General features: G+C 69.3%; 18 protein-coding genes. 5 read left to right on the top strand and 13 right to left on the bottom strand.

Features of this window, described 5'->3' with window-relative positions; translation table 11 throughout:
* The first annotated feature begins 50 nt into the window (after positions 1-50).
* The gene (locus HPY32_RS28735; protein WP_067577450.1) at positions 51-683 is read left to right on the top strand and encodes a GntR family transcriptional regulator; all 633 of its coding nucleotides are present in this window, start codon (positions 51-53) and stop codon (positions 681-683) included.
* On the top strand, positions 683-2,005 hold the full coding sequence (locus HPY32_RS28730; protein ID WP_082870485.1) for an MFS transporter: 1,323 nt from the start codon (positions 683-685) through the stop codon (positions 2,003-2,005). Before HPY32_RS28735 ends, HPY32_RS28730 begins: the two co-directional genes overlap by 1 nt.
* Here HPY32_RS28730 and HPY32_RS28725 read toward each other — a convergent pair.
* Genes HPY32_RS28725 through HPY32_RS28690 form a run of 8 tightly spaced genes read right to left on the bottom strand, consistent with a single transcriptional unit; the run spans position 2,002 to position 6,664 of the window.
* Positions 2,002-2,436, bottom strand: coding sequence for a GNAT family N-acetyltransferase (locus HPY32_RS28725; RefSeq protein ID WP_067577448.1), 435 nt, complete (start codon positions 2,434-2,436; stop codon positions 2,002-2,004). The genes HPY32_RS28730 and HPY32_RS28725 overlap by 4 nt on opposite strands.
* 28 nt (positions 2,437-2,464) lie before the next feature.
* Entirely contained in the window at positions 2,465-3,019 is a 555-nt protein-coding gene (locus tag HPY32_RS28720) for an OsmC family protein (RefSeq protein WP_067577446.1), read from the bottom strand.
* A complete protein-coding gene (locus HPY32_RS28715; protein ID WP_067577444.1) occupies positions 3,000-3,563 on the bottom strand; it encodes a quinone oxidoreductase family protein in 564 nt (187 codons plus the stop codon). The genes HPY32_RS28720 and HPY32_RS28715 overlap by 20 nt, the downstream gene beginning before the upstream one ends.
* A 6-nt stretch (positions 3,564-3,569) precedes the next feature.
* The gene (locus HPY32_RS28710) at positions 3,570-3,896 is read right to left on the bottom strand and encodes an amidohydrolase family protein (protein ID WP_067577442.1); all 327 of its coding nucleotides are present in this window, start codon (positions 3,894-3,896) and stop codon (positions 3,570-3,572) included.
* Positions 3,896-4,483, bottom strand: a complete 588-nt coding sequence (locus HPY32_RS28705) for a carboxymuconolactone decarboxylase family protein (protein WP_067584204.1) — start codon at positions 4,481-4,483, stop codon at positions 3,896-3,898. The genes HPY32_RS28710 and HPY32_RS28705 overlap by 1 nt, the downstream gene beginning before the upstream one ends.
* A 24-nt stretch (positions 4,484-4,507) precedes the next feature.
* A complete protein-coding gene (locus HPY32_RS28700; protein ID WP_082870484.1) occupies positions 4,508-5,098 on the bottom strand; it encodes a carboxymuconolactone decarboxylase family protein in 591 nt (196 codons plus the stop codon).
* A complete protein-coding gene (locus HPY32_RS28695) occupies positions 5,059-5,670 on the bottom strand; it encodes a dioxygenase family protein (RefSeq protein WP_082870483.1) in 612 nt (203 codons plus the stop codon). The genes HPY32_RS28700 and HPY32_RS28695 overlap by 40 nt, the downstream gene beginning before the upstream one ends.
* A gap of 34 nt (positions 5,671-5,704) precedes the next feature.
* Positions 5,705-6,664, bottom strand: a complete 960-nt coding sequence (locus tag HPY32_RS28690) for an MBL fold metallo-hydrolase (protein ID WP_067577438.1) — start codon at positions 6,662-6,664, stop codon at positions 5,705-5,707.
* Positions 6,665-6,765: 101 nt separating this feature from the next.
* Here HPY32_RS28690 and HPY32_RS28685 point away from each other — a divergent pair, with 101 nt between their 5' ends.
* Together HPY32_RS28685 and HPY32_RS28680 are read left to right on the top strand one after the other, a co-directional pair.
* Entirely contained in the window at positions 6,766-7,230 is a 465-nt protein-coding gene (locus HPY32_RS28685; RefSeq protein ID WP_067577436.1) for a MarR family winged helix-turn-helix transcriptional regulator, read from the top strand.
* A gap of 26 nt (positions 7,231-7,256) precedes the next feature.
* A complete protein-coding gene (locus HPY32_RS28680) occupies positions 7,257-8,117 on the top strand; it encodes an NAD-dependent protein deacetylase (RefSeq protein ID WP_067577433.1) in 861 nt (286 codons plus the stop codon).
* Between the two features lie 183 nt (positions 8,118-8,300).
* Here HPY32_RS28680 and HPY32_RS28675 read toward each other — a convergent pair whose 3' ends face one another.
* Positions 8,301-9,047, bottom strand: coding sequence for a TetR/AcrR family transcriptional regulator (locus HPY32_RS28675; protein WP_067577431.1), 747 nt, complete (start codon positions 9,045-9,047; stop codon positions 8,301-8,303).
* Between the two features lie 78 nt (positions 9,048-9,125).
* Between HPY32_RS28675 and HPY32_RS28670 the strand changes: the two genes are divergently transcribed.
* A complete protein-coding gene (locus HPY32_RS28670; protein ID WP_067577429.1) occupies positions 9,126-9,644 on the top strand; it encodes a hypothetical protein in 519 nt (172 codons plus the stop codon).
* A 6-nt stretch (positions 9,645-9,650) separates the two neighbouring features.
* On the opposite strand, the gene HPY32_RS28665 is transcribed toward HPY32_RS28670, so the two are convergent.
* From HPY32_RS28665 to HPY32_RS28650, 4 genes are all read right to left on the bottom strand, one after another.
* Positions 9,651-11,297: a flavin monoamine oxidase family protein gene (locus HPY32_RS28665; RefSeq protein ID WP_269456464.1), complete on the bottom strand. Its 1,647-nt coding sequence runs from the start codon at positions 11,295-11,297 to the stop codon at positions 9,651-9,653.
* A 163-nt stretch (positions 11,298-11,460) separates the two neighbouring features.
* Entirely contained in the window at positions 11,461-12,315 is an 855-nt protein-coding gene (locus HPY32_RS28660) for a UbiD family decarboxylase (protein WP_082870481.1), read from the bottom strand.
* The gene (locus HPY32_RS28655; RefSeq protein WP_067577423.1) at positions 12,224-12,643 is read right to left on the bottom strand and encodes a UbiD family decarboxylase; all 420 of its coding nucleotides are present in this window, start codon (positions 12,641-12,643) and stop codon (positions 12,224-12,226) included. The genes HPY32_RS28660 and HPY32_RS28655 overlap by 92 nt, the downstream gene beginning before the upstream one ends.
* A 106-nt stretch (positions 12,644-12,749) precedes the next feature.
* A complete protein-coding gene (locus HPY32_RS28650) occupies positions 12,750-13,889 on the bottom strand; it encodes a hypothetical protein (RefSeq protein ID WP_067577421.1) in 1,140 nt (379 codons plus the stop codon).
* Positions 13,890-13,900: the final 11 nt, after the last annotated feature.

Here is a 13,900-nt window from a genome sequence, read left to right as displayed (position 1 = left end):
CGGTAGCTATTCATCCGATGATCCCATCTAGGATGCGACTTGTGTCCAAGATGTATTCATCCGCCGAGCGGGCCTATCTCGAGGTGAAGGAACGGATTCTCAGCGGGGGGCTGAGTGGTGGGGAGTTGATCAGCGAGGGGGAGGTCGCGGGGGAACTCGGGATGTCGCGGACGCCGGTGCGGGAGGCGTTTCTGCGGCTGGAGACCGAGGGCTGGATGAAGCTGTACCCGAAGCGGGGGGCGCTGGTGACGCCGGTGCCCCCGCACGAGACCGAGCATGTGGCGCAGGCGCGGTACGTGGTGGAGACGGCGGCGGTGCGCACCCTCGCGAGTGCGGATCGGACCGTGTTGATCGCGGAGCTGGAGGCATCGCTCGCGCGGCAGCGGGAGCTGGCGGAGTCCGCGGATCTCGAGCGATTCGCGGTGGTGGACACCGACTTTCACCGCGCGTACGTGGTGGCCGCGGGCAATCCGCTGCTGACCGGTTTCTACGATTCGCTCCGCGAGCGGCAGCGCCGAATGAACAGCGTTGCCCTGCACCGGCGTTCGATCGACATCGAGCGAATCATCGCCCAGCACGAGCGATTGACCCGCCTGATCGAGGCCGGGGACGCCGACGGCTTCGCCACCACGCTCGCCGACCACTTCTCGGGCGTGCACGAACTAGAGCTGCGGGGGTTGTGATGGGCGACAGGCGAAGCGCGCCGACGAACGAGCGGCCGGGCGCGCAGCACGGCGCGGTGCTGACCGACGAGCCCGACGCGGTGCCGACCGCAGCGGCACCGACCACACGACCGGATGGCCGCGCCGGAGGAGCCTGGCGGGGCGTGGCCGCGGCCATGTTCGCCATTGCCTGGGGCGGAAACGAATTCACGCCGCTGCTGGTGATGTACAAGGAGCGGGGACTGTCGGTGACGACGGTCGATCTGCTGTTGTTCGACTATGTGCTCGGCATCGTGCCCGCGCTGTTGATCGGTGGGCCGCTGTCGGATCGGTACGGGCGGCGGCGATTGCTGCGGCCCGCGCCGCTGGTCGGGGCGGCCGGATCGCTGTTGCTGGCCTGTGGATCCGGATCGGTGGCGCTGCTGTCGGCCGGGCGGGTGCTGTGCGGAATCGCGCTGGGACTGGCCATGGCGGTGGGCAGCAGCTGGCTGAAGGAGCTGTCACAGCCGCCGTACGGGCCCGGATCGGCGGCCGGGACGGGAGCGCGGCGCTCGGCGATGAGCCTCACCGCGGGCTTCGCGCTGGGCGCGGGCCTGGCCGGGGTGCTGGCGCAGTGGGCGCCGTGGCCGAATTCGCTGGCCTACCTGATCAATGTCGCGCTGTGCCTGGTCGCGGCCGTCTGGGTGAGCCGGGCGCCGGAAACGCTGGCGCCCCAGCGGAATCCGAACCGGCTGCTGGCGGACCTGAAGGTTCCTGCGGCCGGGCATCGCCGGTTCCTGGGTGTGGCGGTGCCGGTGGCGGTGTGGCTGTTCGCCTCGGCGGCAACGGCATACGCGGTGCTGCCCGCGCTGCTGGCGTCGACGGTGCGCGGCGCGCCGATCGCGTTCTCGGCGCTGATCACCGTGATCACGCTGGGATGCGGATTCGCCATCCAGTCGGTCGCGCGGCGCATCGACCGCCCCGGCACCGCCCGGGCCGCCGTGGTGGCGCTCGGGCTGGTCGCCGCCGGAATGGCCACGGCCACCTGGGCTTCCGCCTCGCTGGCCCTGTGGACGACGGTGGTCACCGCGGTGGTGCTCGGCGCGGGCTACGGCATCGGGCTGGTGGCCGGTCTCCAGGAGATCGAGCGCATCGCGCGGCCCGACGACCTGGCCGGGCTGACGGCGGTGTTCTATTCGGTGAGCTACCTGGGCTTCGGGCTGCCCGCGCTGCTGGCATTCCTGCACCAGGCCGCGGGATTCGGGTACCCGGGCATGTATGTGGGAATCACGCTGCTGGTGCTGGCCTGCCTGGCGCTGGTGGGGCGCAATTACCGGGATTCCGGCCGAATGACGAGGGCCTAGAACTTCATTACGTACTCGATGAAGCCGCGATTCTCGGCGAGCGTGTCGTACAGGCGGCGGGCCGTCGCATTGGTCTCCTGGGTGTGCCAGTACACCCGCGAACACTCCTGCGCCCGAGCCCATTCCGCGACCGCCTCGATCAGCGCCCGGCCCACGCCGCGCCCCCGCACCTCGGGCGCGGTGTACAGGTCCTGCAGGTAGCACACATCGGGTTCGGTCGTGCTGGCATGCACCAGGAAGTGGGTGAAACCGACCAGCTCACCATCCAGCCGCGCCCCGAACGCATGCATCCGCGTCCCCGCCCGAAACTCCCGCCACGCCCGATCGGCGATCTCGGGCGTCAGCTCCTCCCCATAGAATTCGTTGTACCCACGAAACAGCTTCTCCCACACCGGATAATCCTCGGCACGCAGGGTATCGACTTCGATCACCCCGCCACCGTACCCGCATCGCCACCACTCAGGCGCGGCGCAGGGTGGTGGTCACCGCCACCGGACGCACCAGGGTGTCGCGGACCACCGACCGCTGCTGCACGGCCTCGATCAGGTTCTCGAGCTCGGCGACGGTGGCGCCGGGCGCGTCCAAAGTCACCGAGACCCTGATGTGGCCGATACCGGGGCGGACGGCCGGGTCGAGCCCGAGGAAGCCGGAGAGGTCGACATCGCCCTCCAGGTCCAGATGCACCGCGCGCAGCGAAATACCCCGCAGGGCCGCGTTGGCGGCGATCGTGACCGTGTAGCACCCGGCGAGCGCCTGCAGCACCCATTCGGTGGGCGATACCGCCATATCGGTGCCGAGCACCTGCGTGGGCTCGTCGCTGTTCATCACGAATCGGCCGGAGCGGGCGGTATCGGTGTCGCCGCCGTGTGTCAGCGCGCCGACCCGGGACGTAAGGCGGAACCCGCCGCCCCAGTCACCATCCACCCGAAAGGTGAAGCGCCCCCGCACCGGCGAAGTTCTGATGGCCTCGGCGGTGGACCGCAGGGCCTCGGCATCAACGGTGGATCGAGTCATCGTGAACCTCCTGATCGGTGAAACGTGCTGTTCTGCAGGACGACACGGCCGCGAGTCCTGTCGGCCAGCGAGCGATACGCGTCCCCACTCCGCCCGAGACCCCGAAAACGGCGATGGTCTCCCCCGGTGTCAGCCGAGCGGTCTCGACCGCTCCGAGCCACCCGATCACGAAATTGACGCCCACCACGGACGCTTCGGCGAAGCCGAGCCGCTCCGGTTTACGCACCAGCGCCGCGGCCGGGACCACCAGCAATTCCGCATGCGAACCGTCCCTGGTGAATCCGATGTCGCCGCCGGTCCCCCACACCTCGGCGTCGAGCCAGTCGGCGGGCCCGTCCACGACGATCCCGGCGAAGTCCCGGCCCGGAATGCGTGGCAGCACGGTGCCTTCCATCCGGCCCGCGATGTTCTTCACATCCGACGGATTCACCGATGCCGCCATTACCGCGACAACTGCCTCGTCCGGCCCCGCGACCGGGTCGGCTCGCTCCACGACGCGAAGTACATCGGGATCTCCGAATCGATCGAAGAACAGTGCGCGCATGGGTGTTCACCACCAGCACGGGTCCGCGGGCAACCCACCGACCACGCGCACCCAGTGCCCGGGCGGTGTGCGGGCGGCCTGGGCGGCCAGCAATCGCAGCGCGTCGGTCAGCGATTCCACTCCGTCCCAGCGCAATTCGAGCAGATACTGGAGTCCGCCGCGGATCACGTGGGTGTGTGAATCGTTGAGCCGTTCGACCTCGCGCTCGTCACCGATCCCGACGATGCGACCATCGGCCACGGCCAGCGCCGAGGCAGCGTGCCGGGCCGCGTCGAGGGTGGTGATGCGCGCATTGCGCATGAGCAGCTCGGCCGACTCCGGATGCGCGGACATCACCAATTCTCCCTGGTGTACCACTGCAATTCGGCCTCCCGAAGGGTGTTGCGGGGGACGACGATGCGGGCGTCGGCGTCGACATCGACCCGCAGGACCGCGAGCATGAGCGCCAGCCCGGCGTAGCGCCCGGCCAGCATGATCAACTCGACGGTGCCTTCGTCGCCCAGCATCTCGTGCACCTGCGCGAAGGTCGCATCCGAAACGTCTGCGGCGGTGAACATCTCGGTGACCAATTGCAGGACGGCCGTTTCGGTGCCGCTGAATTCGCCCGCGCCCACATCGTTTTCGGAGGCCAGTGCCGCGATCTCCGCGTCGCCGATACCGACCCGCGGTGCCAGCGACAGGTGCTGGGCCAGCTCGTAGGGCGCATCCAGCAGGTACGCACAGCGCAGGATCACCAGCTCGCGCAGCCGGGGGGCGAAGGTGTCGCTGGTGAGATGCTGGCGACCGGCGATCATCCAGCCGGTGAACACCTTTCGCGCATTGGCCAGCATCCGATAGACATTGAGATCGCCCCGCTCGTGGATCAACGCGCGCGCGGCCTCGGGCAGTGTCTCGGGGTCGGCATAGGGAATACGTGCCACGATCGTCTCCATTCGTCTCGACGCTCAGGCGTCGTCGGTCGGCCGGAATCGGGCGGAGGCGTCGATCTCCACCTCCGCGGCATTGAGGACCAGGGCGAGGCCGGAATACAGGTGCACCCACAGGAGCAGCTCCACGGTCGCCTCGTCGCCGAGAACGCTCCGCACGGCCGCGAAGGTCTTCGCCGCGACATGTTTGGTCTCGAGCAGCTCGGTGACCAGCCGCAGGACCGCGAGCTCGATGACGTCGAATCCGGCCTTCCCGAGGTCACCACCCGTCCGCACCGCGGCGAGCAGCCGCTCGGGAATACGCAGCCGCCGCGCCGCATCCTCGTGCTGCGCGACCACGTATCCGGACTGCTGCAGGTGCGCGACCCGCAGGATCACCAGCTCCCGCAGTTGCGGTGCGATGCCGTCGGCGTCGACCAGGGCGTCGACCCAGCCCGCCCAGCCGCGAAAGATGTCGTCGGCGTTGGACAGCAGCCGGAAGACATTGAGCTCGCCACGGCGAGTGATGAATTCGCGGCTCTCGTCGGACAGGGTCCGGACATCCCGGTAGGGGATCCGCGCCATGGCGATCACCCGTTCCGGGAATCCGGGCAGGGCACGAGCGTGCACGTCCGATCCACCGTCTGGAACGGCACATCGACGACGGTCCCGTCCGGCGCGACTCCCGGTTCGTGTCGCACGAAATCCACCACCAGCGACCGCTTCGCACCGAATACCGGATCGGTGGTGAGATGCGAGTCGTCGCCGCGGAACAGCATGGTGATCAGCGGGTCGTATCCCGGTGCCTGCAACCGGAAGTGGATGTGTTCGGGCCGGATCGGGGATCGCCCGCTCACCCGCATGATCTCGCCGACCGGGCCGTCGGTGGGAACCGGATAATACTTCGGGGCGATGGAGCGGTACCGGAATCGGCCGTCGGCCGCCGTGGTCAGCAGTGCCCGCATCGCGGGTTGATCGTGCAGCTTCTCCGGCATCTGCACGTCGTAAAACCCGTCGCCGTCGCTGTGCCAGGTATCGACGTGCACGCCCGCGACCGGGTCCCCTCCGGATCGACCACCCCGCCCGAGATGTCGGCGCCGTTGGGCACCGTCGGCCGGTCTTCGATGAAAAACGGCCCCAGCAAGGTACTTTCGGTCGCGAACGGCCCCGGTGATGGTTTCCTCGGTGAGATCGATGGACATGACGCGGTTCCTTTCCGATCGTGGAAGCAGCCGGTCACGCGGCGCGCGACTGCTCGGCCTCGCGGTAGGCGCACGGGATGTTGACACCGAAGTGCAGCCATTCGAACAGCGGATAACCGGCGTCGAATTCGCGCATCGTCACCGTCTTCCGGGTCTGCTCGAGGCTCATCCCGGCGGCCACCGCCCGGCGGACCCGCTCGACGAGTTGCTCGGTGTACTCGACGAAGAACCGCATGCCCTCCTTGTCGGTCACCCGGCCGTGGCCGGGGACGATCCGGGTATCGGCGGGCAGCCACTCGAAGATCCGGCGCAGCGTCGCGGCGGGACGCTCGGCCACCCCGTCCAGAAGCCAAGGGATGGCAGGCTTCTCGGCGATGAAGGCATTACCCGCGTAGATCACCTTCGCCTCGGGGTCGTGGTACCACACGTCGCCCGGGGTTTGACCCTGGCCGAGATCCAGTGCCTCGACGAGCTTTCCGCCGCCGAGATTGACGGTGAGCTTCCCGCCCGGCGGCACCAGCAGATCCGGGGGCCGGTACCGCACCTGCTCGATCCCCTTCTCCAGGTCGAACCAGCCGATCTGGGCCTGCTTGCGCGGCTCGATGCCGGTCTGCTCGATGGCGCGGAAGGCGTTCTCGTGCTGAATGATTCGCGCCGACCTCGGCATCCGGTAGTTGCCGAAGAAGTGATCGCCGTGGTCGGAGGTGATGCCGACGAAGCGAATCGGCTTGTCGGTGGCCGCCGCCACCAGGCTCAGCAGCTGGTCGGCCAGGCCGGGGGTCATCATCGACTCGACGACCAGGACCGCGTCCGCGCCGACGAGGAACCCGCCGGAGGTCGGTTGCGGAATGCCCTGTGTCGTCTGTTCTTCCGCGGTGTCGGCCACGACCGCGTAGGCCCCCGATCCCAGACCCCGGGAGATCAATCGCACCGCGTCCGCATCCCAGATCGGAACCGGCCACGGCACATTTCTGTCGACTGTGTAACTGGTCATCGCACCTCATCCTTTTCGGATTGGCATACTGACAGCTATCTGACTAGTCAGAGAATGACTGTACAGATACTGAGGAGTGTGTCAAGTGATAGCCTTCACACATGGAAGCGCCCGAACTGCTCAGCGACCCCCGGATCACGCTCATGGGCCTGTTTGTCGAGGCGTATACCGATCTCATGCGTGAGGTGTCCGCCCAGGAGCGGGCGCACGGGCTCTCGGTCGCGGAGTTCGATGTCGTGCTGCGGCTGGGCCGGTCCCCGGGCCAGCAACTGCGGATCACCGATCTCTACACCCAGACGGGACTGACCTCGGGCGGCATGACCCGGCTGATCGATCGCCTCGACGCCCAGGGGCTGGTGGCCCGGGCCACCGATCCCGGCGATCGCCGCGTGGTGTTCGCCCGCCTCACCGAGGCGGGGGCCGCGAAGGCCGCCGAGATCATCCCGGGCCATCTGAACATCTTGCAGCGCAGGCTGATCGATCCGCTGTCGGCCAACGAGCGCGCGGTCCTGGAACGAGCGCTGCGCAAGATCCGCGACGCGGCCTCGCGCACGACCGCGAGGTGAGCCGTGGGCGGTCGTACGCTGAAGTCATGACCGATCCCGGGAATCCGCCCGCCGCCGATGTCGAGCGGCTGGTGGAGTTTGTCGCGGGGCGGCGGGTGGTGGTGCTGACCGGGGCGGGGATGTCGACCGACAGCGGGATCCCGGATTATCGAGGCCCGGATTCGCCGCCGCGGAACCCGATGACGTATCAGCAATTCGTGGGGGATGCGGTGTTCCGGCAGCGGTATTGGGCGCGCAACCATGTGGGGTGGCGGCGGATGGACGGGGCGCGGCCCAATGCGGGGCATCGGGCGCTGGCGCGGCTGGAGCGGGCGGGGGTGGTGCGCGGGCTGATCACGCAGAATGTCGACCTGCTGCACACGAAGGCGGGGCATCGGCGGGTGATCGACCTGCACGGCACCTATGCGCGGGTGCGCTGCCTGGGCTGTTCGGCGCTCATCTCGCGCATGACGCTGGCCGATCGGCTCGAGGCCGCCAATCCGGGCTTCGCCGAGTCCGTCACCACCGACGGGCTGGAGGTCGCGCCGGACGCGGACGCGGTGGTGGCCGACACCTCCGGGTTCCGCATGGTCGACTGCGAGCGCTGCGGCGGCATGCTCAAACCCGACATCGTGTACTTCGGCGAGAACGTGCCCCGGCAGCGGGTGACCGCCGCGTTCGAGATGGTCGACGAGGCCGAGGTGCTGCTGGTGGCGGGGTCGTCGCTGACGGTGATGTCGGGGCTGCGGTTCGTGCGCCGGGCCGCGAAATCCGCCCGGCCGGTGCTCATCGTCAATCGCGGCCGCACACGCGGCGACGAGTTCGCGGCGGTGACCATGGCGACCGGGTGCTCGGAAACGCTGACGCGGCTGGCGGATTCGCTGTGCCCGGTGCCGGTGGCCGGATGATTCCGGCCAAAAGCACGCCGGAAACAGGAGACCGCACGCCAGAAACAAGAGACCGCACGCCAGAAACAAGAGACCGCACGCCAGAAACAAGAGACCGCACGCCAGAAACAAGAGACCGCACGCCAGAACAGGAGACCGCACGCCGGAAATGGGAGCGGGCGCACTGGAAGGACGGCGGGACGCTCAGACCTCGTTCCGGCGGACGACGAATCCTTCGACGCCGTCCAGCAGGCGGTCCAGGCCGAATTCGTAGCCGACCGGGTCGGTGATGGCGCCCGAGACGATCACCCGGCTCAGCACCGGGAAGCGGGCGTCGTCGGCCATGCGCTGCAGGAAGTCGGCGAACGCCGGAATCCAGCGGTCCTCGGTGACGCCGGTCAGCCGCTCGGCCGCGTCGGCGTCGACCGCGCTGCGGGCCGCGCCCAGGGCATAGGCATTGACCGACAGCACCACCTCGGCCATCTCCCGCTCGGACAGGCCGATGCCGTCGATGGCCGACAGCGCCGTCTCGAACCAGGCGATCTCGTGCGGGCCGCGCATGCGCCGCTCGGTCGCCAGCGACAGCGCCCACGGATGCCGGCGGAACACCTCGATGGTGTCGTCGACCCAGTGCCGCAGGCGAACTCGCCAATGCCCCGGGACGGACCGCGGCGGCGGGCCGATCGCCCGGTCCAGCATGGCGGCGATCAGCTCCGGCTTGCCGGAGACGTGCCGGTACAGCGACATGGTGCCGGAGCCGACTCGCTCGGCCACCCGCGCCATGGACACCGCGCCCAGGCCCTCGGCGTCGGCGATCTCGATGGCGGCCCGCACGATCGCCTCGACGCTCAGCTCGGGCCGGGGGCCGCGCGTCGGCCGATCGCGGTGGCGCCATAGCCGTGCCACATGATCGGGGTCGAATTCGACGCGATCGGGGCCGCGTCCGACCATGACGTGCCTTTCTCCCGCAGCAAACTGCGTATATGATACCCAACAGAGTACATCATACGCAGTAACGGAGCGTGCGCGGTGAGCCGAAACCCCCTGGGCGACAGTCGGTCCGGCCATTATCTCGGTGCGCACGCCACCGACCTGCAGGCCACCCCGGCCACCGATCGGGTCTCCGGCATGATCAGCCAGCGCTCGCTGTTCACCTATCGCGGCGTGGTCGAGTTCGAGGGCGACGCGCTGGTGCTGCGCGACTGGTGGGGCGACCGGGATCTGATGCTGCGCCGCTCCTACATCCTCACGGTGCGCCGCGAATTCACCGAGCTGTACGGGAAATTCGTCGGCGGGCTGTTCGACTCGGGCAAGCCGCTGATCATCGACACCACCCTGGTCGGCGAGATCTATCTGCTGATCGATCGCCGAGAGTTCCTGGACACCACCGCGAATGCCGCCTGGGAGCGCCTGATCGAGGACTGGCGCGCCCCCGGGCCCCGGCCCACCGGACTGGCCGGGGCCCCGGAGCCCGCTCCCCGTCGCGCGTGGGAACAGGCCCGGCGGCAACGCAATTCCTGGCCCTTCGGCCGCGGGCGACGCCTGTGATCTTCGTCAACTCCCGAGGTCGGCGAGGATCTCCCGGGCGGCGCGGGCGCCGGATTCGGCGCCGCCGTTCATGAAGCCCTGCGAATCGGCGGAGGTGTGCTCCCCGGCCAGGTGGATATTGCCCTGCCGGGTGCCCTCGTAGCCCGCGAACCGATGGCAGTAGCCGACGGGGAAGGCGCTGTAGGCCCCGTACGCGTCGGGGTTGAGATGCCAGGCCGAGAGGGTGGCCTTGCCGTTCCACAGCGGCGCGACGCCGGGGACCACCCGCTCGAACTGCGGGAGCACGCCCGCGACCGCGGCCCGGACCGCCGGATCGGCGGCGGTCAGGAATGGCGCGGGCGGTTCGTATTTCAGCGCGCCGAGGCCGCCGCCGTACTGGATGGCGATGCCCTCGGCGCCGGGCTGGCCCGCGGTGGCGTCCCAGATCTGCTGATAGCCGACGTCGGTGAAGCTCATGCCGCTCGACACCCCGGGCCAGGGTCCGACGCCGACCCACGGCCGCGCGGTGAACTGCATGTTCAGCTTGGTGCACGAGCCCATCACCAGCGACTCGATCACCCCGCACATGCGCGGATCGAATCCTGCCGCGCGGTAATCGATCTGCTTGAGCACCCCGAGCGGCACGGTGAGGATGGTGTGATCGGCCTGCACGGTGCGCCGCGCGCCGCCCTCGTCGAAGGTCAGGGTCTGGGTGCCGTCGGCGGCGCGCGCCACCGCCTCCAGTCGCCACCCGTGCCGCACCGTGTCGCGGGGCAGCGCGGCCGAGATCGCCTCGGGCAGGCGCTGATTGCCGCCGACGATCTCGAACCGCTCGTCGGAGGCGCCCCACTGCCGCGGATCGTTCGGGTCGGCCTGATCTCCCATGAGGTACACCAGGTTCAGCGCGGTCTGGGCGATGGCGGGCAGCCCGTATTCCACCGCGTAGGCGTCGTCGAGGAAACGCGCCAGCCAGCTGCCGTATCCGCCGGGCACCCGGGTGGCGATCCATTCGGTGAGCGGCATATTGCTCAGCGTGATGCCCCCGGGCGTGGCCTTGTCCCAGGTCGGCGCGTCCGGACCGGCCTGGGCCAGATCGCGCTGCACAGCCTGGTACACCGGCTGGAAGTCGGCGACGAACTTCTCCTCGGGCACGTAGCCGCCCTCGAAGTACAGCACGTCGTGGCCCTTCGCGGTGGCGTCGTTGCGGTGATCGGTGAGCGGCAGCCCGAAGCGGCCGCACAGGTCGCGGATGACCGTGTGATCGGTATCGATTGCCTCACCGCCCCATTCGCTGACCTGACCGCCGTCCCAGTAGTCGCGCTCGGAGTACATGCGGCCGCCGATGCGGTCGCTCGCCTCGTAGACGGTGGCGGGGATACCGGCGTCGGCGAGGGTGAGCGCGGCATTGAGCCCGGCGATCCCCGCGCCCACGATGGCGATGCGCGGCGCGTCGGCGGCCCGGGCGGGCGCCGGTCGGCGTGCGGCCGCACCCAGCACGAGGGCCGTACCGCCCAGGGCAGCACCGAGTTTGAGGAAGTTACGTCGACTGAACGTGGCGAGCGCACCGGCGGCGCGCGCCTCGCGGAATTCGAGGACCGGCACCCCCAGTCGTTCGGCGGCGGTGTAATCGGCGACGGTCCGGCGTACCAGCCGGAACATCTGAGTTCGTGGCACAGGAGGCTCCCCCACTCGCGAATGTCGATGAGTACGATGGCGATCCGCAGACCGGCGGTCCCGGTCGCGGGAACCTCGCGAGGTCGTCGAGCACCCAGGTGCGGGCGGCGGTGACGGTCGATGCGGCCATGGTGCCTCCCGGTCGGCGACGAGGTAGCCCAGTCTAAGGGCGATCCGCCGATCGCGGGTGATCTTGGGCCACTCGGTGGGACGGCCGCCGGTCGTCGAATCCGGCACTGCCCCAGGCGGAGTCCGGCCGCGGGCAGTTGTGCACGATCCGCGCCGCCGCCCGCCGCTCGTCGCCGACGTGCAGGTTGCCGTGCGCCGGATGGCAGCGAGTGGCGAACGCCCACACCAGTTCTCGCAGATCGGTGATGTCGATATCGTCCTCGACCACCAGCAGCTTGGGCAGGTCCATGCCGCTCCTCGTCGCGAACACCGCGCGCCCGATGTGCTCGCACATGCGCCGCGCCGGGGTGCCCCGCCAGCGCGGACCGTGACGCCACCGGGCATCCAGGCCCACCGCCATCCAGCGCGCCCCCGATTCGGGCGGCACCCACACCCCGGTGACCGGGAAACCCGCGCCGGTGAGGTCGTGCAGGGTCTGCGCGGCGTGCGGGATGCCCCAGCCCAGATGGTCGACCTCGCGGTGCGGGACCGCCGCCGTGGTCACGAACGCGTTGTCGCGGTGGGCGATCGCGGTCACGGTGAGCAGCGGGGCGGCGGGATCCACCAGGCCCTCGACGACGATCTCCGCGCTGGCGGGCACCTGCAGGTCGACGGTCCGGCAGGCGACGACCTCGATACCGGTCCCGAAGTAGGCGCCCGCGATCTCCGCCTCGTCGATCCCGGCGGGGGCGGGCAGTCCGCCCGCGAGCAGGGGCAGCGCGGGTTCGACGCCGAGGGCGATCGCGAGGGGCATCGGCTCACCGAGTTCCCGCCACTCCCGGTGGATCATGCCCAGATGCTGGTCGGCGCCGAAGGTTCCGGTGAGCTGGTTGCGGCCGCGCGGCAGCATGGCTGTCGATCGACCAGTTGGTCCAGCCGCCGTCGGGTGTGCGAACGATGGTGAGGCCGTAGGCGTTCGGGGCGGGCAGCGCGGTCAGGTCGATGTCGCCGCCGAGCCGGATGTTCTGCTGGAACGGCGCTTTCGGCACCGGAACCGGCGGAATCGGGTCGCGGTCGAGGGCGGCGGCGATCGCCGCGACCAGCGTGCCGCCGTGACTGTCCGGCGGCAGGCCCAGCGCGATCGCGGCCCGGGCCAGCGGGCGATCGACGCGGCACAGTTCGCCGAGCCGGTCCAATTCCTCGATGTAGGAACGCATATCGGGTAGTCGCCGCACCATGCCTCCTCCAGTGGCCCCCCGGTTCGCACATGGTGACCCGCGAAACCGCGCCGAACAACGGCGGGTCGTCACATCGAGGTCGATTCGTGCTCGACGACGGCAGGGGTCAGTGGCCCAGGAACCCGAGGGCGGCGACGTACATGACGCCGGTGAACAGCGGCCAGAACAGCAGCTTCGGCAGCAGGTTCTCGCGCCAGCCGACCAGCCGCCGCAGCCCGCCGGTGATCAGGAGGGTGGCGTTCAGCGCGACCAGCAGCGTCAGCAGATACAGTGCGAAATACCAGCATTCGATGTACGCGATGCCGGTCGATCCGGTCTCGGTGCGCGCCGCGTTGTCGTTGACGGCCACGACCAGCACGGTGGACACCGCGAAACCGATGATGGCGAACGCGGTGAAGCCGGAGATGGTGCGGCGATCCGGGTCGGTGGTGATGACGAACAGCGACAGGAACAGCAGCAGCGCCAGCAGCAGCACCGGCACGATGCGGCCGATCAGCGGGCCCGCCAGGTTACGGTCCACGCCGAGGTTGAAATACAGGTCGGCCCCGCGGAATCCGGCGATATTGGCCGACAGCCCGGAGTCCCGGTGCAGCATGCTGAACGCCGTGTAGTCGGGTTGCCAATCGCCGAGCACGAACGAGGGGTCCAGGCCCTGCAACCGGCCCGGCCGCCACGCCGGATAGCCGAGGAAATCGGGCACCAGCTGAATCGGATTCTGCACGTCGGCCGATCGCATCCGCAGCCACACGTCCTGGTGGTCGAGCGGATAGTTGCGGTAGTCGAAGGTCTGGCGCAGCGTCACGTTGAACGCGTACGACTCGATCGTGTAGTTGAACACCTTGAAGACGGTGGTCGGCTTGGCCGCCGCGCGCTGCTCCTCGGCCTCCGGGAAGATCACCCCGTGCCCGACGTCGTCGGGCAGCCCCGGTATCCGCCGCTGCCAGAGGTATCCGGCGACCTTCACGTTGTAGGCGTTGACGAATTCGATGGAGTTCAGCATCACGCCGGTCGGGATGCGAACCACGGGATGGCCGTCGGGGAAGTACTGGGCGACCACCGGGTCGACCTCGCGCTCCCTGGTCACCACCGTCCCCACCACGGTATCGGCGACATCGTGCCGCCCGGCGCCGTGCCACTCGACCACGATTCCGGCGGTGAACAGCAGCGACAGCCCCAGAGACACCGCCCACAGCAGCCCGTGCCGCAGCCCGTCCGGCGGCAGTGGCGCATGGAGGAATCTCGGCACGATCGTAAGGG

Source organism: Nocardia terpenica, assembly GCF_013186535.1.
GTDB lineage: Bacteria > Actinomycetota > Actinomycetes > Mycobacteriales > Mycobacteriaceae > Nocardia > Nocardia terpenica.
Note: the sequence above shows the minus strand (reverse complement) of the source record. Positions and strands in the feature narration are given on the sequence as shown.